This window comes from Citrobacter sp. C13, from assembly GCF_014596815.2.
Classification (GTDB): Bacteria; Pseudomonadota; Gammaproteobacteria; order Enterobacterales; family Enterobacteriaceae; genus Citrobacter; species Citrobacter portucalensis.
On record NZ_CP115025.1, the window covers coordinates 132,065 to 149,812 of the forward strand.

Sequence of the window (17,748 nt, forward strand, 5' to 3'; positions counted from 1 at the left end):
ACTCAGTTAGTAACGTCGGAATCTTCATTCTCAGAATGACCCTTTCTCCAGCCCGCTGCAAATTCAGACGGTGTCTGATAATTCAGCGTGGAGTGCGGGCGGCATTCGTTATAATCCTGCCGCCAGTCATTAATAATTTTCCTGGCATGAACGATATCGCTGAACCAGTGCTCATTCAAACATTCATCGCGAAATCGTCCGTTAAAGCTCTCAATAAATCCGTTCTGCGTTGGCTTGCCCGGCTGGATTAAGCGCAACTCAACACCATGCTCAAAGGCCCATTGATCCAGTGCACGGCAAGTGAACTCCGGCCCCTGGTCAGTTCTTATCGTCGCCGGATAGCCTCGAAACAGTGCAATGCTGTCCAGAATACGCGTGACCTGAACGCCTGAAATCCCAAAGGCAACAGTGACCGTCAGGCATTCCTTTGTGAAATCATCGACGCAGGTAAGACACTTGATCCTGCGACCGGTGGAAAGTGCGTCCATGACGAAATCCATCGACCAGGTCAGATTGGGCGCCGCCGGACGGAGCAGCGGCAGACGTTCTGTTGCCAGCCCTTTACGACGTCTTCTGCGTTTTACGCTCAGGCCACTGAGGTGATAAAGCCGGTACACGCGCTTATGATTAACATGAAGCCCTTCACGGCGCAGCAACTGCCAAATACGACGGTAGCCAAAACGCCTGCGCTCCAGTGCCAGCTCAGTGATGCGCCCTGATAAATGCGCATCAGCAGCCGGACGGTGAGCCTCATAGCGGCAGGTCGACAGGGATAAACCTGTAAGCCTGCAGGCACGACGTTGCGACAGACCGGTCGCATCACACATCAACATCACGGCTTCCCGCTTCTGGTCTGTCGTCAGTACTTTCGCCCAAGAGCCACCTGAAGCGCCTCTTTATCCAGCATGGCTTCGGCAAGCAGCTTCTTGAGTCTGGCGTTCTCTTCCTCAAGCGACTTCAGGCGCTTAACATCAGGCACCTCCATACCGCCATACTTCTTACGCCAGGTGTAAAACGTGGCATCGGAAATGGCATGCTTGCGGCAGAGTTCACGGGCGGGTACCCCAGCTTCGGCTTCGCGGAGAATACTGATGATCTGTTCGTCGGAAAAACGCTTCTTCATGGGGATGTCCTCATGTGGCTTATGAAGACATTACTAACATCGGGGTGTACTAATCAACGGGGAGCAGGTCAGTGATGCTGCTTCACAGATAGCTTCAGCATCAACGAAGTCATTTTTGTTGCTTTTAACGAATGGGCGGACAAATTGCGGTGATATCAGCTTTGGAAAATGCCCTAACTCTGCCAGCTTGCGTGCCATAAAGTGAGAACCGCCACAGGCTTCCATCGCGATGGTTGTTGCCGGGCATGTCGCCAGAAATTCGATTAGCTTTGGTCGGGTGAATTTTTTACGGTAAACGGCCTTCCCACGATGATCCTGACAATGAATATGGAAAGAGTTCTTACCCAGATCGATACCAATAAGCGCAATGTTTTCCATGATGGTTCTCCGAATGAAAGCCTGTCCTCAGCATAGTACCGGGAAGGAGGGAGTGACCATCTCATTAAATATCCTACTATAAGGGCTTCCCCGAACAGTCAACGCCGGTTTTTAATTTCTGTCTGTTCATCAATGAAAGGCAAGGGATAAGACTGCGCTACTATAAACGGTCATGCTGAATCGCTAGTGATTCGGACCCTGATGAAAGACGCTCGTGAGATCCTCCTTCGTTAATCGGATAGTGATATCCAGTAGGATATGCAGATACTTCTCACGGGGGTCTAACCCTTTACCATCAACAATTTACAGTTCAGTTACTACTCAGTTAAATTTTTCATGTTGTTGAATACAGTCTGAAGTCATCGCCGTAATGTAATGATGCCCAGCACAACCTCGCATTCTTGGCGGCGATTGCAACGACAGCACGCCAGTATCCCCGCCTACCAATCAACGAGCAGACCCAACGGCTAAACGGGTCCGTTCTATTCTCTGCCCCTACCATTACAGAACGGGCTCCCTGGACCAGTAGGGTTCGCAGATAGGCATCACCCGCTTTTGTTATCCTGCCAAGCTTTGATTTTCCGCCACTACTGTATTGTGATGGCGTTAGCCCCAACCAGGCTGCCAGTTGGCGCCCGTTCTTAAAATCATGGGCATTGCCAATACTGGCGACCAGCGCACTCGCTGTGGTGGGCCCAACACCTTTCAGTTCCATTAACTGCTGGCTGCGATGATCTGTTTTGGCCACACGAGATAATACCCTGTCATATTCGGCGATTTTCTCTTCAATATTAGTGACATGTGTCAATAGATCATCAATGCACAGCCTAACCTGTACTGGCAGAGTTTCCTTCTGGTCAGAAACAACATGACGCAGAGCATCAGTGCTTTGTGGGGCAATAACCCCGAATTCAGATATCAGGCCCCGAAGACGGTTATAGGGGTCCGCTTGGAAAAAGGAAATTATCCTACGCTAAGCGCATTTTTTGCACAGATGGCTACCGACTGAACGTAACGTGTGAGTCATGATCAGAAATGTGTTAACTCTAGGAATTGACACGACTTACTGTTCGATGGGGAAATCATGTTTAGCTATCTCAAGGCTATGTATCATCAATCAAAAATTCAGGCTGAACTCAAGGCACAGATACATGAACAAACTACGGTTAATGCTATCTGTCATCACCCTGAATCAATCGAGATCATTGCGGTTTGTTCGACTGATGCGTATTACCGAAAACGTAAGGACGCTGCTTTTCTGACAACCTGTTCTGTGCTCATGCGTACTTTAAAAGATGAATCCGTACCGATGGTACTACGGAAAACAGCATGGCGATTATTGAACGAAAGATACCAACGAATTAAGTTAAATCAGGCTTATAGGATAGAAAATTTCTTGCTTGTTGCCGATTTTGAATATGCTCTCGAAGAACATGATGAACTAGCAGAGTAGTACTAGTGAGGCGATGAATACCGACAGTTAACGTGCATGTGACTTAAACGTCCGAAACCGAACGATTGCGTACACCATGCCAATAACATGTACGAAAGTAAGCAAAACTGTTAACGGACAGTCAGATCGTTCCGTACATCCCTTACGGTCAGGGGTTCGCGCTCAATGGAACGAAATCACTCGTTAAGCTCAAAACGCTTAACGTAGGAAAATTTCCGTTTTCCAAGCGGACCCCTTATACGTTGCTGTTCTTTCCTGGATAAATCCCTGTCTTGTCCGATGTAAGCATTGCATTGCCTGCTGGCTTTCGTCTTTGACTGGTACAAAGCGCATATGCGGCCGCTGCACTGCCTCACAAATAGCTATTGCATCAGCTGCATCATTTTTCCCGGTCTTACCCGCCATGCGATAGGGTGAGACAAATTTCGGAGCCATCAACCGGACATCATGGCCATACTGCCTGAATAATCTTGCCCAATAGTGGGCACCCGAGCAGGCTTCCATTCCAATGACACAGGGAGGTAAACCTGCGATGAGTTCAGAAAGTGCTGCACGCGACACCTTGGGTTTAACCAGAACAGCTTTACCATTTTGGTCAATGCAGTGAACAGCAAACACATTTTTAGCAAGATCGATACCGACAGTGGTGATGGTCATAACGAATCCCTCTGGGTCAATGTTTATCCTATGATTGCACGAAAGTTAATCAGGCGCATATCTAGGGGAAGTCCCTTCCATTCGTTAAGCCTGTTTTTTGTACAAACTACTATCCATTGAGCGTAATGAGCGGTATTTACCCTGTCCCAGCTTGAGATTTGTTCGCCAGACGTAATCCCCACTCAGATTTATGTGCTCCCATCCCAACGGGGACAGATGAGCAATAAGCTGTTCATTTACCTGAATCCCTTTTCGCTTCAGAGCATCAAGGGCTCTTTCTATATATATCGTATTCCACAGTGAGATCGCCGCAGTCAGCAATGTCAGCCCACTGGCCCGGTAGCTCTGGTTTTCCAGTCCACGGTCTCTGATTTCCCCCAGTCGGTGAACTTTCGATGCGGCCAATCTCCCTCAGAGCCTTTGCCAGACCATTCTGTTTCGGATAGCTGGCCAGCTTTTTCATCATCAGTGATGCTGTTACCGTTCCCTGCTTTATAGGGGTCAGTTTGGAGATCGGAAATTTTTGTACGTTAAGCACATTATTTAACCAATTCGGATACGTAAGTGATTGATTTATCGTCAGTGGCTATCGCTTTTAGGTTGTCGCTCTTGCTGTATCGCATTTAGGTTATCCGATTAAGACAAAATCCCCTGAAAACGCTGTATAGCGCGGGAGTACACCCTATTGCCATAGGTAAGTCTGTTCAAAAAACAGGCTTACCGTACAATAATTCTCTATATCCAAACTGACCCCTAATACGGTCGCAAACTCGACTATCACGTTCAATGTCGTGCATTTGTTCGAGTTGCAGTTTCTGTTGAGGAGTCAGTGTAATTTTCATGGTTCGTAGCATGATCCTGATTCTATCGAAAATCAAGCATCTTCAATGATCACGGGTATATAACTTAAATGTTGGCTCAGATAGGCTTGAATCTGGTATCGTTGTCCTTCGATCAACTGCTTGTAGCTCATGGTAATACTCTAATTGTTTGGCGACGTTAGAATACCACCTATGGGCAGTTGATCTCTCGCCACCTACTCAACCATGAGTGGTGCACTTAGTATCTGAATTTGCGGTTAAAAACTGGCCTAACTCTTGTATTGCTACTAGAGTATTAGATAGCTATCTAATGCATTATTACAATAATAGGAGTTTTAAATGGCTTGTTGGCGCTTTATTAGTAGTTTTTGGAGGGATTATGGCTGGATATCGTAAACTCTGGTGGGTATTAATCACCGTTTTAGCAATTACCTTTGGTGTGCTGGGTTATTTTGGTGCAGAAATTTACCGCTCTGCTCCACCTATTCCGGCGAAAGTAGTTAACCAAGACGGTAAGGTATTAATGACCAATGAAAGTATTTTAGATGGTCAAACGGCCTGGCAATCTGTCGGGGGTATGCAGCTAGGCTCTATTTGGGGTCATGGTGCTTACCAAGCACCAGATTGGACTGCAGATTGGTTACATCGTGAATTACTGGCTTGGTTAGAGCTTGCCGCTCAAGATCAATATAACAAAGCTTATGACAGTTTAACGCCAGCTGAGCAAAATGGCTTACAGTTTGCGTTAAAAGAAGCTTATCGTACTAACACTTATGATAAAGCCACTGACACCCTAGTGCTGTCAAGTCGCCGTATACAGGCCATTGCAACAACTGCTGATCACTATATTAAATTATTTGGTAATGATCCGTCGTTAAGCGAAACCCGTGCTAACTATGCAATGAAAAACAACACCCTGCCTTCACTAGAGCGCAGAGAGCAAATGGTACAGTTTTTCTTCTGGACGGCTTGGGCTGCTTCAACTGAGCGTACTCCAGATGCAGCCACTTATACCAACAACTGGCCCCATGAGCCGTTAATTGATAATAAGCCTACAGCTGAAAATTTAATTTGGTCTTTAATTAGTATTATTTTATTAATTGCTGGTGTTGGAGCCTTAGTTTGGGCTTGGGCATTCTTACGCAAACACGATGACGAAGAGCCGGTGTCACCAAAGTTTGATCCTATAGCTAACCTTAAACTTACCCCCTCACAAAAATCGTTGGGCAAGTATATTGTAGTGGTAGTTGCACTATTTACCCTGCAAGTGTTCTTAGGTGGCTTTACTGCTCACTATACCATTGAAGGTGATGGTTTCTATGGTTTAAATACAACCGAATGGCTACCCTACAGCCTAGCCCGTACATGGCACTTACAAGCGGCTATGTTCTGGATTGCGACGGGCTTTTTAGCCGCAGGTTTATTTTTAGCACCTATTATTAATGGCGGTAAAGATCCTAAGTTCCAAAAGCTTGGCGTAGATATTTTATTCTGGGCCTTAGTGGTTTTAGTGGCAGGTTCATTCGCCGGTAACTACTTTGCCATTGTGCAAATTATTCCGCATGAATATAGCTTCTGGTTTGGCCATCAAGGTTATGAATACATTGATATTGGTCGCTTTTGGCAAATCATTAAATACATCGGCATTTTATTCTGGTTAGTGCTTATGCTACGCGCCATAGTGCCCGCCTTTAAAGCCCCAGGTGATAAAAACTTATTAGCTTTATTTGGTGCTTCGGTTATCTGTGTTGGTTTGTTCTATGGCGCCGGTTTATTCTACGGCGAACGGACTAACTTATCGGTAATGGAATACTGGCGCTGGTGGGTAGTTCATTTATGGGTAGAAGGCTTCTTTGAAGTGTTTGCTACTGTATCTTTAGCCTTTATTTTCCATAGTATGGGCTTAGTGTCACGCACTATGGCAACTAGTGCTAGCTTAGCCTCGGCATCCTTATTTATGCTAGGCGGTGTTCCTGGTACTTTCCACCACTTATATTTCTCGGGTACCACTACCCCGGTTATGGCCGTTGGGGCAACTTTTAGTGCCTTAGAAGTAGTGCCTTTAGTGGTATTAGGTTATGAAGCCTTTGAACAGTGGCGGATGAAAAACCGTGCGCCTTGGATGGCAGATTTAAAATGGCCATTAATGTTCTTTGTTGCCGTGTCATTTTGGAATTTGTTAGGCGCTGGCGTGTTTGGCTTTATGATTAACCCACCTATAGCGCTGTATTATATTCAAGGCTTAAACACCACGCCAACTCATGCTCATGCCGCATTATTTGGTGTTTATGGCTTCTTAGCCTTAGGCTTCTGTTTATTAATATTGCGCTACATTCGGCCACAGTTGCAGTTTGACGAAAAGCTAATGAAGACCGCATTCTGGTGGTTAAACGTGGGCTTAGTATTAATGCTATTCACTAGTTTATTACCAATAGGCTTTATCCAGTTTTATGCTAGTACCACAGAAGGCTTATGGTATGCACGAAGTGAAGCCTTTATGCAAAGTGATTTACTGCATACACTACGTTGGATCCGCACTATAGGTGACGTGGTCTTTATCATAGGTGCCTTAGCGGTAAGCTGGCAAATTGTTAAAGGGGTGTTTGACACTAAAGCAGCTAAGCAAATTAGCAGCTAAGTTAAACAAACTAGTAAAAATCCGCCTTCTTAGAAGGCGGCTTTGGTTTACAGCCCCCTGAAAGGGGGCATTTCCGCGCTGTTAGTTCATCTTCAACTCTAACTGCGCCTCATGTTCTTGATCTTGCTTGTCTGAATCGCCATGGGTTTAACAGACACCTCAGAGTCATTTAAGATGGCTTAAAGAGAGGTGCCCATGAGCGGTAAGCGTTATCCCGGTGATGCTGCCAACTTACTGATTTAGTGTATGATGGTGTTTTTGAGGTGCTCCAGTGGCTTCTGTTTCTATCAGCTGTCCCTCCTGTTCAGCTACTGACGGGGTGGTGCGTAACGGCAAAAGCACTGCCGGACATCAGCGCTATCTCTGCTCTCACTGCCGTAAAACATGGCAACTGCAGTTCACTTACACCGCTTCTCAACCCGGTACGCACCAGAAAATCATTGATATGGCCATGAATGGCGTTGGATGCCGGGCAACCGCCCGCATTATGGGCGTTGGCCTCAACACGATTTTCCGCCATTTAAAAAACTCAGGCCGCAGTCGGTAACCTCGCGCATACAGCCGGGCAGTGACGTCATCGTCTGCGCGGAAATGGACGAACAGTGGGGATACGTCGGGGCTAAATCGCGCCAGCGCTGGCTGTTTTACGCGTATGACAGGCTCCGGAAGACGGTTGTTGCGCACGTATTCGGTGAACGCACTATGGCGACGCTGGGGCGTCTTATGAGCCTGCTGTCACCCTTTGACGTGGTGATATGGATGACGGATGGCTGGCCGCTGTATGAATCCCGCCTGAAGGGAAAGCTGCACGTAATCAGCAAGCGATATACGCAGCGAATTGAGCGGCATAACCTGAATCTGAGGCAGCACCTGGCACGGCTGGGACGGAAGTCGCTGTCGTTCTCAAAATCGGTGGAGCTGCATGACAAAGTCATCGGGCATTATCTGAACATAAAACACTATCAATAAGTTGGAGTCATTACCGACGAAGTGAAATATTTGCTGGCACTGAAACTCTTACTGAAACCATAAAATGCTTGTCGAATGTCTCAGGCCGTGATCGGACATTGATGATAGAATGTTTGCACCAGTTGGCGCTATCTCCAATAAAGGTGACGCCGTTGGGCTGGTCATTGACCATGATTTTAGTCGTTTCGTTGCAGTGACGTAGGGCAAAGCTGAGGCCCTCGGTTCAGACCAGAATCCCGCTCCCTGTTTATCAATATATTATGGTTGTCTAGCCGAAGCTAACCGTCACAACGATGCTCCTGAAACGTTCAGTATCGTTCAACGGTTAGCACGGTGAGCTGCGTTTTCGCACAGCCTTAGCGTCGCGGTTCAGAGATGCCGTAAAGGCATCTCTGAAGGGCATGATGATTAGTGCTGATGCTCCGTATCGGGCGCTCTACCCTCCGCCATTTCGTTTATTTCCTCGACAAAATGTATGTAGTGAATGTAGTCATTTACATATTCGCGTCCCTGCTTAACCGATTGATTCGCCTGCTGCTTACTGAGTTCGGCTTTGGTAAATTTTTCCCGGATAGCATGCTCAATGTTAGCGGTCACCTTTGCCACCAGGCTATCAACACTGTTGGTGCGAAGTGCGGCATCAGCCTCTTGTACAATAACAGGAATATGACCTGCCGATTTTACACCGGTAAACGATGCACCTTCCGCTTCACGGTGAATACGTACCAGGGTGGTAAAAAGCTTTTGCTGGGCCTTTTCCTGAGAGGTTTGACTGCTGCCTTGTTTACTCATTGTTTCGTCAAACGCCTTTCTGACGTCATCTTCACGGTTTTCTGGTACCCATTTTAATAATGGGGTAACATCACGCGCCTGAAGGGCGCTTTTAGCCTCGGTGATCACAGGCCCATCCATGCTGTCGCAGTGGGCAAACGCCGTTGTGCTTACGGTCATTCCCGCAAGGAACATAATGCTTGCGCACAGGGATGTTCTGGTCTTTTTCTGCTTTTTCATATTAATACTCCCGGGTCTCTTTCGACCTGTTCATCTGCTTTTTTGTGTTTAAAGGAGGCAGAATTTCAGTCCTCTGCCGATTTGGTTGCAGAGTACTGGCGAGTAACCCGGGAGTCGTTCGAATTGATAAATTCGAACGTATGAAACGTAAAGTCGAACGTTCTGCTGACACGAAGCGTGTGTGGCGTCCGTTTCTCATATCTCGTTTTAAATTGTTGGTGCTCGTGCATGCTGAATGATCTATCTGTTTTTCTTCTGGCAGCAGGAATGATGCAGGCTGCATTGCTCTCTGTTTTTCTTCTTTTGCCGTCTAACATCATACAAGTCAGCAACCGGCTATTGGTGATCGTTCTGCTGACCCTTGCCGCCGGTTTTGGTGAACTTTTCCTCTATGGTAGCGGCGTGAGTTTTTTACACCCGAACTACGCCTATATCGGTACGCTTATCTCTCTGCTTCAGCCACCGGCCATCTATCTGTATACCCGTTCGCTGATGTATCGCCATTTTCGAATCCGGCCAGCTCATGCTGTACACTTAATCCCGTTTGCTACTGGCCTTATTGTGTTTTTCACGCTGTACGTTCCGTTATCTGACTCAGCAAAAATAACGCTCTTACAGCAGCAGGATTTACCGGGCATGCCAGTATCACTGCCCCTTGCATTGGCCTATCACGGGGTATTTCTCGGCTGGCTTGGCTATTCCCTCAGACGTTTGCGGTCATTTAATTCGGATATTCAGCATCTTTATTCCGATATTGCCCGCCAGCAAATGCTCTGGCTCCGCTTCCTGCTGTCAAGTTATTCGGGACTTTGGATAGTCAGTATTATTTGCTGCCTGTTTTTCTATCTGTTCAGGCTAACCGATAAAACGAGTTGGGTACTGCCCGTTGTCAGCATAGCGGGGTTTTCATTTATTAATACGTTATTAGTTTGTGCGCTGCGGCAACCCGCTGCGTTTATGGGGCTAACGCAGGCAGATGAAATCCTGCTGGAGAATATTCAGCCGGTTAAAGCACCGCAGTTACGGGGGGCTGAACAGGTGGATAAGGTGGCAGAATTTATGCACCGGAATCAGCCGTTTCTGGATTCCACCCTGTCCTTAAGCCAGCTTGCGCATCAGTTAAAACTCTCGCCGCACGATCTGTCAGCCATTATCAACAACGGGTTTCAGCAGAATTTTTTTACGTTTATCAGCGAGTACCGAATAGAGCACGCTAAAAAACTCCTGGCAATGCCGGAAGATAAGCGGACCATTCTTGATATTATGTATTCCTCAGGCTTTAACTCTAAATCGGTCTTTAATACCGCGTTTAAGAAGCAAACGGGTTTAACGCCTTCAGAATATCGGCGGCAATACTTATAATATCTATTGATGTGTGGTTAGTCCAGGCCGTGACTTACTAAGTTGTCAGAACTTTTTGAGCAAGGCTATATAGTGAAAAAATGATGAGTAATTCTCTTCCAAATATATTTACATCCTTTTTTCCAAACTTTTTTATCAAAGAGAATACCAGCATGCGGAAAATGAGGCACTGTTGCAAATAGTCGGTGGTGATAAACTTATCATCCCCTTTTGCTGATGGAGCTGCACATGAACCCATTCAAAGGCCGGCATTTTCAGCGTGACATCATTCTGTGGGCCGTACGCTGGTACTGCAAATACGGCATCAGTTACCGTGAGCTGCAGGAGATGCTGGCTGAACGCGGAGTGAATGTCGATCACTCCACGATTTACCGCTGGGTTCAGCGTTATGCGCCTGAAATGGAAAAACGGCTGCGCTGGTACTGGCGTAACCCTTCCGATCTTTGCCCGTGGCACATGGATGAAACCTACGTGAAGGTCAATGGCCGCTGGGCGTATCTGTACCGGGCCGTCGACAGCCGGGGCCGCACTGTCGATTTTTATCTCTCCTCCCGTCGTAACAGCAAAGCTGCATACCGGTTTCTGGGTAAAATCCTCAACAACGTGAAGAAGTGGCAGATCCCGCGATTCATCAACACGGATAAAGCGCCCGCCTATGGTCGCGCGCTTGCTCTGCTCAAACGCGAAGGCCGGTGCCCGTCTGACGTTGAACACCGACAGATTAAGTACCGGAACAACGTGATTGAATGCGATCATGGCAAACTGAAACGGATAATCGGCGCCACGCTGGGATTTAAATCCATGAAGACGGCTTACGCCACCATCAAAGGTATTGAGGTGATGCGTGCACTACGCAAAGGCCAGGCCTCAGCATTTTATTATGGTGATCCCCTGGGCGAAATGCGCCTGGTAAGCAGAGTTTTTGAAATGTAAGGCCTTTGAATAAGACAAAAGGCTGCCTCATCGCTAACTTTGCAACAGTGCCCAAAAAATCACCTTAACGAATGGAAGGGACTTCCCCTGATTATGCGCCTGATTAACTCTTGTGCAATCATGGGGTACACATCGTCCCGGAGGAATTCGTTATGACTATCACGACTGTCGGTATCGATCTTGCTAAAAATGTGTTTGCTGTTCACGGTGTTGATCAAAATGGTAGAACTGTTCTGGTTAAGCCTAAAGTATCGCGTGCTGCACTTCCTGAGTTAATTGCAAGTTTGCCTCCCTGTGTTATCGGGATGGAAGCATGCTCCGGGGCTCACTACTGGGCAAGATTGTTTCGGCAGTATGGTCATGAGCCACGTCTGATGGCTGCTAAGTTTGTATCGCCTTATCGTATGGCCGGAAAATCAGGAAAAAATGATGCAGCTGATGCTCAGGCTATCTGTGAAGCTGTTCGTCGTCCGCATATGCGGTTCGTACCAGTGAAAGACGAAAGCCAGCAGGCCATGCAGTGTTTACATCGTACCCGTCAGGGTTTTATCGAAGAGAAAACAGCAACGTATAATCGTCTGCGAGGATTGATATCTGAATTCGGTGTCATCGCGCCACAAAGTGCTGATGCCCTGCGCCACATGGTTTCTGTGCAGAAGAGCTCTTTACCGCTTCAGGTTCAGCAATGTGTTGATGATTTGATGGAACACGTTGATCGCATTGAAGCTAACATCACTGAATATGACCGAATTTTGTCCCACATAGCCAAAACAGATCATCGCAGTCAGCGGCTGATGGAGCTAAAGGGCGTTGGTCCCACAACGGCCTGTGCACTGGTCGCCAGTATCGGTAATGCACATGATTTTAAAAATGGACGTCAACTGGCAGCCTGGCTGGGGCTGACGCCATCACAATACAGCAGCGGGGGAAAGTCGAAACTCGGCAGGATCACAAAAGCCGGTGATTCGTATCTGCGAACGCTTCTGGTTCAGGGGGCTCGTTCAGTGCTTATTGGCGCAGGGAAAAGGACTGACTCATTCAGCCGTTGGGTTTGTATGTTGGTTGAGCGCAGAGGGTACTGGCGGGCTGTTGTGGCCATCGCCGCCAAAAATGCGCGGCTGTGTTGGGCATCACTACATTACGGTGATGATTTCCGGCTGTACTCAGTCAACTAAAGCTCGAAGCTGTATAACCATCTGACCTGCAATTCGTTGATGATAAAGGGTTAGACCCCGTGAGGCCTATCTGGCTATTGTACAGGATATACGTATCCGCTTAACGAACAAGAACCTCACGCGCGTCTTTCATCAGGGCCCGAATCGATGACGATTCATCATGGCCGTTTATAGTACCGCAGTCTCTCCCCTTTATTTTTACTGAAGAGCAGACAGAAACCATAAATACCGGCTTTGACATGCCGGGGAAGTCCTTATAGTACAAAAATTTTCGATATCCAAACTGACCCCAACTATCCCATTATACATTTAGTCATGCCTTTACTAATAACTAGTTATCACAAGAAACCCTCGCGAGGTGACGGCGTCACGTTTACCAGCCTTTTTTAGCTCACTTTATGTACTATGGGATTTAATTATGGGTAAATCCCATCGTTCAAATAGCACCACCCATAGTGTAATTGCGGCTAAAACCCTTATTAATCAGTCATATAACGCAATGGTTGTGCATTCAGGGGATGCGATCGCCACTTAACGGGTTGCGGGTTGTTGGTCACCCGACATCTGTGTGCTAATCTTTTTCATCATTAGTCACTAGTAAAGGCTTTACCATATATGACGCTACGAGAATTTTTTTAACGAGAGAGGTGGTGTCCGAAGACAATAAAGTTGTACACAAAGCACTAAAGTTGTAACCATTCTCAAAAAACGACGCTAATGTTGTATACTTACTGAATGTGTGGTTATAGGGTTGGAGACTATAAAATGCACATATAGGTACGTATCAATGTCGTTTTTTGGGTACGATCATGGGTAGGGGTAGGCGTCTCAAATCCTATTTGGATTATGAAAATGCGCTAGGTGACGGCATAGGAGTGGGCTATGGCCAAAGTTATCAGCCCTGGCTTAGAGCTCAGGACGTTAAATCCCGTGGAAACCGTTCGATAGTCTTTGGCCTTAAGACGTTTCGAAACCATCATCTCCTTTCTTCTGTCGAAAGTAACTTTTTCTATCTGGCTGAGTTTAATGACTCGGTGATTGATATCCGGGAACAATTCCCACTCTTTCCTCTCCGGCTTACCCAACAAATAGCAAATCATCTACATTTTCAACATCCTATGGTGAGGGGAGTAAGAGGAGTACCTGTCGAAGTTCTGAATGTTATGACAACCGATTTTTTACTGACCTTGAGAACTCCTGAAGGCGGACTTCGATACAAAGCTGTAGCAGTAAAACAAAACGAGAGCATACCTGAACGCGAAGCCCAAAAACTTGAAATAGAGAGGATGTTTTGGCAGTTGATTGATGTTGAGTTTCAAATTTATGTTGGCTCGGAACTCAATAACGTCGTCGGTAAAAATATTTGTTGGGTTACTTCTGTATTAAGAGATGGTTCTGTATTTTATGATAAATATCCTCTTGATAAAATCCTATGGAAGCTTAAACCAGATGTTTATCCCATAGTGGGACTACGTGCAATGATTTCATCAATCATTGGGGTAGATGCACAAGAAGCGATGATGTTATTGCAGGCAATGATTGGATTAAAAATGATAAAAATTGATTTATCATATCCAATACTCGAAACCGGTCTGATAAAGATAATATCCAATGGCCACTATATAGGACTGAACGCAAATGGATATTATTAGAAATTCAGTCTGGCTCTCTCAAGGCACTGATTTGCTTGCAGAGGGGCTTTATCGTGTTTTGGATTTTGACAAAAAGGTTGATTTGTTAATTTTGTTTAAAATAAAATCAGAAAGAACGGGTAAGCCAATTCCTTTCTCATTTTCATTGTTTAAATATTATATTGAATCAAATAGCATAACTTGTAAAGATTATATATACCCTTCATATATGTTAGTAGATGAGAAAGAAATAACAGATGAAGACAGGGGAAGGCGAGATGAAAATTACAATATCATTAAAGATCTTGTAGATGACAGAATGTTTCTGTTCGACTATGCATTACATAAAAAGTCACACCTTTTAATGGACTACTCCAGAAATAAAAAAATATCACAATATACTATCAGAACGCTTCTGGCGTTGTACTGGCGACATGGGCAGGATGTTTATGCATTACTACCCGCATTCTCGAACTGTGGTGCCGCTGGGAAAAGTAGAATCAAACATGAAATTAAACTTGGGAATTCCAAGAAAAACAGAGCATTACCTAATGAACGTTCACGTGTTTTCATTCTTAATGAAAGAGATATAAATAATATTAGAAAATCTCTCATTATGTATCATTATAAAGTTAACGGAGATACGATAAAGAAAACATTAGAGAGACATATTGATTTGTATTTTAGGGATGAAATTAAAACAGCGAACTTAGAAAATAGAGCTCCATATGTTCCTTCTTTAAAACAATTTTCATACTGGAATAAAAAACTCTTCACTAAAGATTTCTCGATAAAGAAGAAGAACACGAAAAAAGAAATAGACCTCAAAATGCGGGCGCTTTTAGGTAGTGCGGCTAATACAACTGTTTTACCGGGTGATGTTTTCGAAATAGACTCAACTGTCGCTGATGTACATCTTATTTCGAGTTTAAACAGACGAAAAGTCATTGGGCGCCCAACTATTTATACAGTGGTGGATCGCGCAACAAGAATGATTATTGGCCTTCATGTTTCTTTATACCATGCTTCATGGCGAGCTGCCCGACAAGCGTTAGCAAATTGCTTTATGCCAAAAAAAGAATATTGTAGATTATTTGGAATCTCTATTACTAATGATGATTGGCCTTGTTCTCATATTCCATTAACATTGATGTGTGACAACGGGGAGATGATTGGTCTTAAACCTCAGGAAAAGATGACCCCCCTGACAAAACTTGAGTTTGCGCCAGTCGGTAGAGGCGACAGAAAAAGCATTGTTGAACGCTGTTTCGGTATTCTAAATGATGAAGTTATTCATAGGCTTATTGGAACAACACGAAGGGGTAAGATTGTTAAAGGAGAGCCAACACCGCAATCCAGGGCTTGTTTAACGATTCAGGAGGTCACGTCTTTACTGATTCGGGAGATACTTGCACATAATCAGAGAACATATGAAGAACTGGCTTATATCAATCCCTTACTGATTGAAAATGATCTCGTAATATCACCAAAAAATAGTTGGATGATAAGCTTAAAGCACGGGAGATTCAGCGCAAGAGCCGTTGGGGCCGACGAAGTGATCGCACGATTGTTGATCCCTGTGAACGCTAACATTACCGCCGGTGGGATTCAGTACAATAATCTTTTTTATGAATGTGATCCAGACATTGCATCAGGTGCCAGAGTATTTGGAAGAACCACTTGTGAAGCAAGAATAGATGACAATTGCGTAGATTATATATATGTAAGATTTGACAAAAATAGCATTTTCAAAAAGCATTACCTGCTTAAGAAAAGAGATATATTTAAAGGTAAAGCTCATCTTGATACAGATGTAATGGCTGATTGGGTAGATACTCAAAAAGAAATTAATTTATTTACTCTGGATTCACTTAGCAATATCAATAATAAAGATGATTTTAACAAGAAAGGTAACGAAAGATTAAATGAAATATACGAATCTCGACGGGTACATGGTAAAGATATTAAAAAGAACAGGAAAAATGAACTTGATTCATTAGGGCGAACTGATGTTGCTAATGGAAGACCTGAACCCCTACTTCCGTCATCCAGTAAGGTTCTGCTTTTGCCTGGCCGGGAGGAGAAACAAAGATGGTTAAAAGGTAAGAAGAAGACTGAGGACGCAGAATAATGAACCTTATACGGAGCGTTTCAGCGATATATAAAGAACAGGAGTTACCTGAGTATCGTGGCAACCCCTTAATTGAAGCACTTCCTGAAGCGCTTACGGAAGATGAAGTACTTCTGGAAATGAGTTATTTTCCCGAAATTGACGAAAAAATCCGCTGGACTGCCCCGGCGAATGTTAGAGAGCAGTATGTCGAACGTATAAAGAAATTCCGTTGCCCTCAAACCAATCTTATCCAGGCTTATAAAATGATTTTACGGGCACTTAGGGAAAGCTATGCAGCCCGTAATCCTTTAAAAAGCGGAACTATTCAATATCTTCATTACTATGGGACTGAGCGTCCTGATATTGAACCCGAAAGTGGATATTTTAAATCCCAGGCTGAAACCATTACGATAGTTGGAATGAGTGGTTCTGGAAAAACTACCATGATCGAGCAAGTCATGGATCATTTCCCTCAGATTATAGAACACAGCAGCTATAAAGGAGTTTTTCCCGGCTTCAGTAAGCAAATCGTATGGGTAAAGATTAATTGTCCATACAACTCAAGTGTGAGAGACCTTTGTGAAGAGATTTTACAAAAATTAGATGATGCAATTGGTATTGAACGAACTACACCAGAGATTAGAAATGGTGCTCTGGCTCGCCAGATTGCGCAAAGAATAAAATCATCATTTTTAGGTATCCTTGTTATTGATGAAATGCAGAGGCTAAAATTTTCAAGAACTGGAGGTGAGAGTAAGTTGATTGATTTTTTACATGAAATTGTAGATTCGATGGGGGTATCTATGGTTTTTTGTGGAAATCATCCTTTTGACGAGACTCTGACAAAGAAAATGAGAATTGCCAGGCGGGCAGAGTCTGGTGGTTATATGAAAATTTCAAATGTCAGATACGACTCACAAGACTGGCAATCGTTTATTCATTATTTATGGCCATTACAATGGACAAATGTTGAAACACCATTAAATGATGAGTTAAACGAAAAATTATTCATTTTATCTAAAGGCAACATTGGATTGGCTCAGATGATTTATCGGGGGGCACAATTAAAGGTTATCGGTAGCGGTAATGAAATCATAACTGGTGCAGTCTTGTCGGCCTCTGTACCGGTACTCGTAAGCCATACGGAGGAATATAAGGATACTTTACTCCCGGGGGCAGCGACTGAAGACGAGGAAGCCAAATGGCTCTCTGCATCTAATGAAAGTGATGCTTCGGCTAAGTTCATGTCAGAGAAGCCCTTAAAAGCTTTGATCCCTGGAGATATAGACAGGCCACAGCACAAGGAATTCGTAAGAAAAATAGACGAGGTTATGCGCAATTTCGACGAGAAAATACTGTCTCTTGACCATGATCTTGTTATCACCAGAACAGCTGAAAAGAAAAATACCTACGATGCTCTTCAGCGTTGCGGGCTTATAAATACAGATCCACTTAATAAATTGTAATGAGGTCATCAGTTCGTA

At 44.8% G+C, this 17,748-nt stretch carries 11 protein-coding genes and 5 pseudogenes; 9 read left to right on the forward strand and 7 right to left on the reverse strand.

Features of this window, described 5'->3' with window-relative positions; genetic code table 11:
* Window positions 1-2: 2 nt before the first annotated feature.
* The 3 genes and pseudogenes from IB222_RS23965 to IB222_RS23975 form a co-directional block, all read right to left on the reverse strand.
* Window positions 3-1,123, reverse strand: a protein-coding gene (locus IB222_RS23965) for an IS3-like element ISSen4 family transposase (protein WP_112150738.1) whose coding sequence is annotated in 2 segments (ribosomal slippage) — window positions 3-865 and window positions 865-1,123 — 1,122 coding nt in all. Because the reading frame shifts where the segments join, the coding sequence is not laid out codon by codon here.
* 72 nt (window positions 1,124-1,195) lie between these two features.
* A pseudogene (locus IB222_RS23970) lies at window positions 1,196-1,501 on the reverse strand (transposase); the annotation flags it as partial.
* 334 nt (window positions 1,502-1,835) lie between these two features.
* Window positions 1,836-2,441 (reverse strand): annotated as a pseudogene (locus IB222_RS23975) (IS110-like element IS5708 family transposase); the annotation flags it as partial.
* Window positions 2,442-2,585: 144 nt separating this feature from the next.
* Here IB222_RS23975 and IB222_RS23980 point away from each other — a divergent pair.
* Window positions 2,586-2,954, forward strand: coding sequence for a hypothetical protein (locus IB222_RS23980; protein ID WP_032242306.1), 369 nt, complete (start codon window positions 2,586-2,588; stop codon window positions 2,952-2,954).
* A 237-nt stretch (window positions 2,955-3,191) separates the two neighbouring features.
* Here IB222_RS23980 and IB222_RS23985 read toward each other — a convergent pair.
* Both IB222_RS23985 and IB222_RS23990 read right to left on the reverse strand, forming a co-directional pair.
* Window positions 3,192-3,611, reverse strand: a pseudogene (locus IB222_RS23985) (IS110-like element IS5708 family transposase); the annotation flags it as partial.
* Between the two features lie 84 nt (window positions 3,612-3,695).
* Window positions 3,696-4,113: pseudogene (locus tag IB222_RS23990) on the reverse strand (Tn3 family transposase); the annotation flags it as partial.
* A 698-nt stretch (window positions 4,114-4,811) separates the two neighbouring features.
* Here IB222_RS23990 and IB222_RS23995 point away from each other — a divergent pair.
* Complete coding sequence (locus IB222_RS23995; RefSeq protein ID WP_149385189.1) at window positions 4,812-7,070, forward strand: nitric-oxide reductase large subunit; 2,259 nt, start codon at window positions 4,812-4,814, stop codon at window positions 7,068-7,070.
* 271 nt (window positions 7,071-7,341) lie between these two features.
* Window positions 7,342-8,039, forward strand: a protein-coding gene (locus tag IB222_RS24000; protein ID WP_095033700.1) for an IS1-like element IS1B family transposase whose coding sequence is annotated in 2 segments (ribosomal slippage) — window positions 7,342-7,591 and window positions 7,591-8,039 — 699 coding nt in all. Because the reading frame shifts where the segments join, the coding sequence is not laid out codon by codon here.
* A gap of 139 nt (window positions 8,040-8,178) precedes the next feature.
* Here IB222_RS24000 and IB222_RS24005 read toward each other — a convergent pair.
* Both IB222_RS24005 and IB222_RS24010 read right to left on the reverse strand, forming a co-directional pair.
* A pseudogene (locus tag IB222_RS24005) lies at window positions 8,179-8,277 on the reverse strand (hypothetical protein); the annotation flags it as partial.
* Window positions 8,278-8,447: 170 nt separating this feature from the next.
* A complete protein-coding gene (locus IB222_RS24010; protein ID WP_105318619.1) occupies window positions 8,448-9,050 on the reverse strand; it encodes a DUF6448 family protein in 603 nt (200 codons plus the stop codon).
* 228 nt (window positions 9,051-9,278) lie between these two features.
* Here IB222_RS24010 and IB222_RS24015 point away from each other — a divergent pair, with 228 nt between their 5' ends.
* From IB222_RS24015 to IB222_RS24040, 6 genes are all read left to right on the forward strand, one after another.
* Window positions 9,279-10,412 (forward strand): AraC family transcriptional regulator, encoded by a 1,134-nt coding sequence (locus IB222_RS24015; protein WP_149384988.1) that lies wholly within the window; start codon window positions 9,279-9,281, stop codon window positions 10,410-10,412.
* A 228-nt stretch (window positions 10,413-10,640) separates the two neighbouring features.
* Window positions 10,641-11,345 carry an IS6-like element IS26 family transposase gene (locus tag IB222_RS24020; RefSeq protein WP_001067855.1) on the forward strand — a complete coding sequence of 235 codons (705 nt, stop codon included), beginning with the start codon at window positions 10,641-10,643 and terminating at the stop codon, window positions 11,343-11,345.
* 152 nt (window positions 11,346-11,497) lie between these two features.
* Window positions 11,498-12,520, forward strand: a complete 1,023-nt coding sequence (locus IB222_RS24025) for an IS110 family transposase (protein WP_000156887.1) — start codon at window positions 11,498-11,500, stop codon at window positions 12,518-12,520.
* An 809-nt stretch (window positions 12,521-13,329) separates the two neighbouring features.
* The gene (locus IB222_RS24030) at window positions 13,330-14,172 is read left to right on the forward strand and encodes a TnsA endonuclease N-terminal domain-containing protein (RefSeq protein WP_020833813.1); all 843 of its coding nucleotides are present in this window, start codon (window positions 13,330-13,332) and stop codon (window positions 14,170-14,172) included.
* A complete protein-coding gene (locus IB222_RS24035; RefSeq protein ID WP_149385148.1) occupies window positions 14,159-16,282 on the forward strand; it encodes a transposase family protein in 2,124 nt (707 codons plus the stop codon). Before IB222_RS24030 ends, IB222_RS24035 begins: the two co-directional genes overlap by 14 nt.
* A complete protein-coding gene (locus IB222_RS24040; protein ID WP_001049182.1) occupies window positions 16,282-17,730 on the forward strand; it encodes an ATP-binding protein in 1,449 nt (482 codons plus the stop codon). Before IB222_RS24035 ends, IB222_RS24040 begins: the two co-directional genes overlap by 1 nt.
* Window positions 17,731-17,748: the final 18 nt, after the last annotated feature.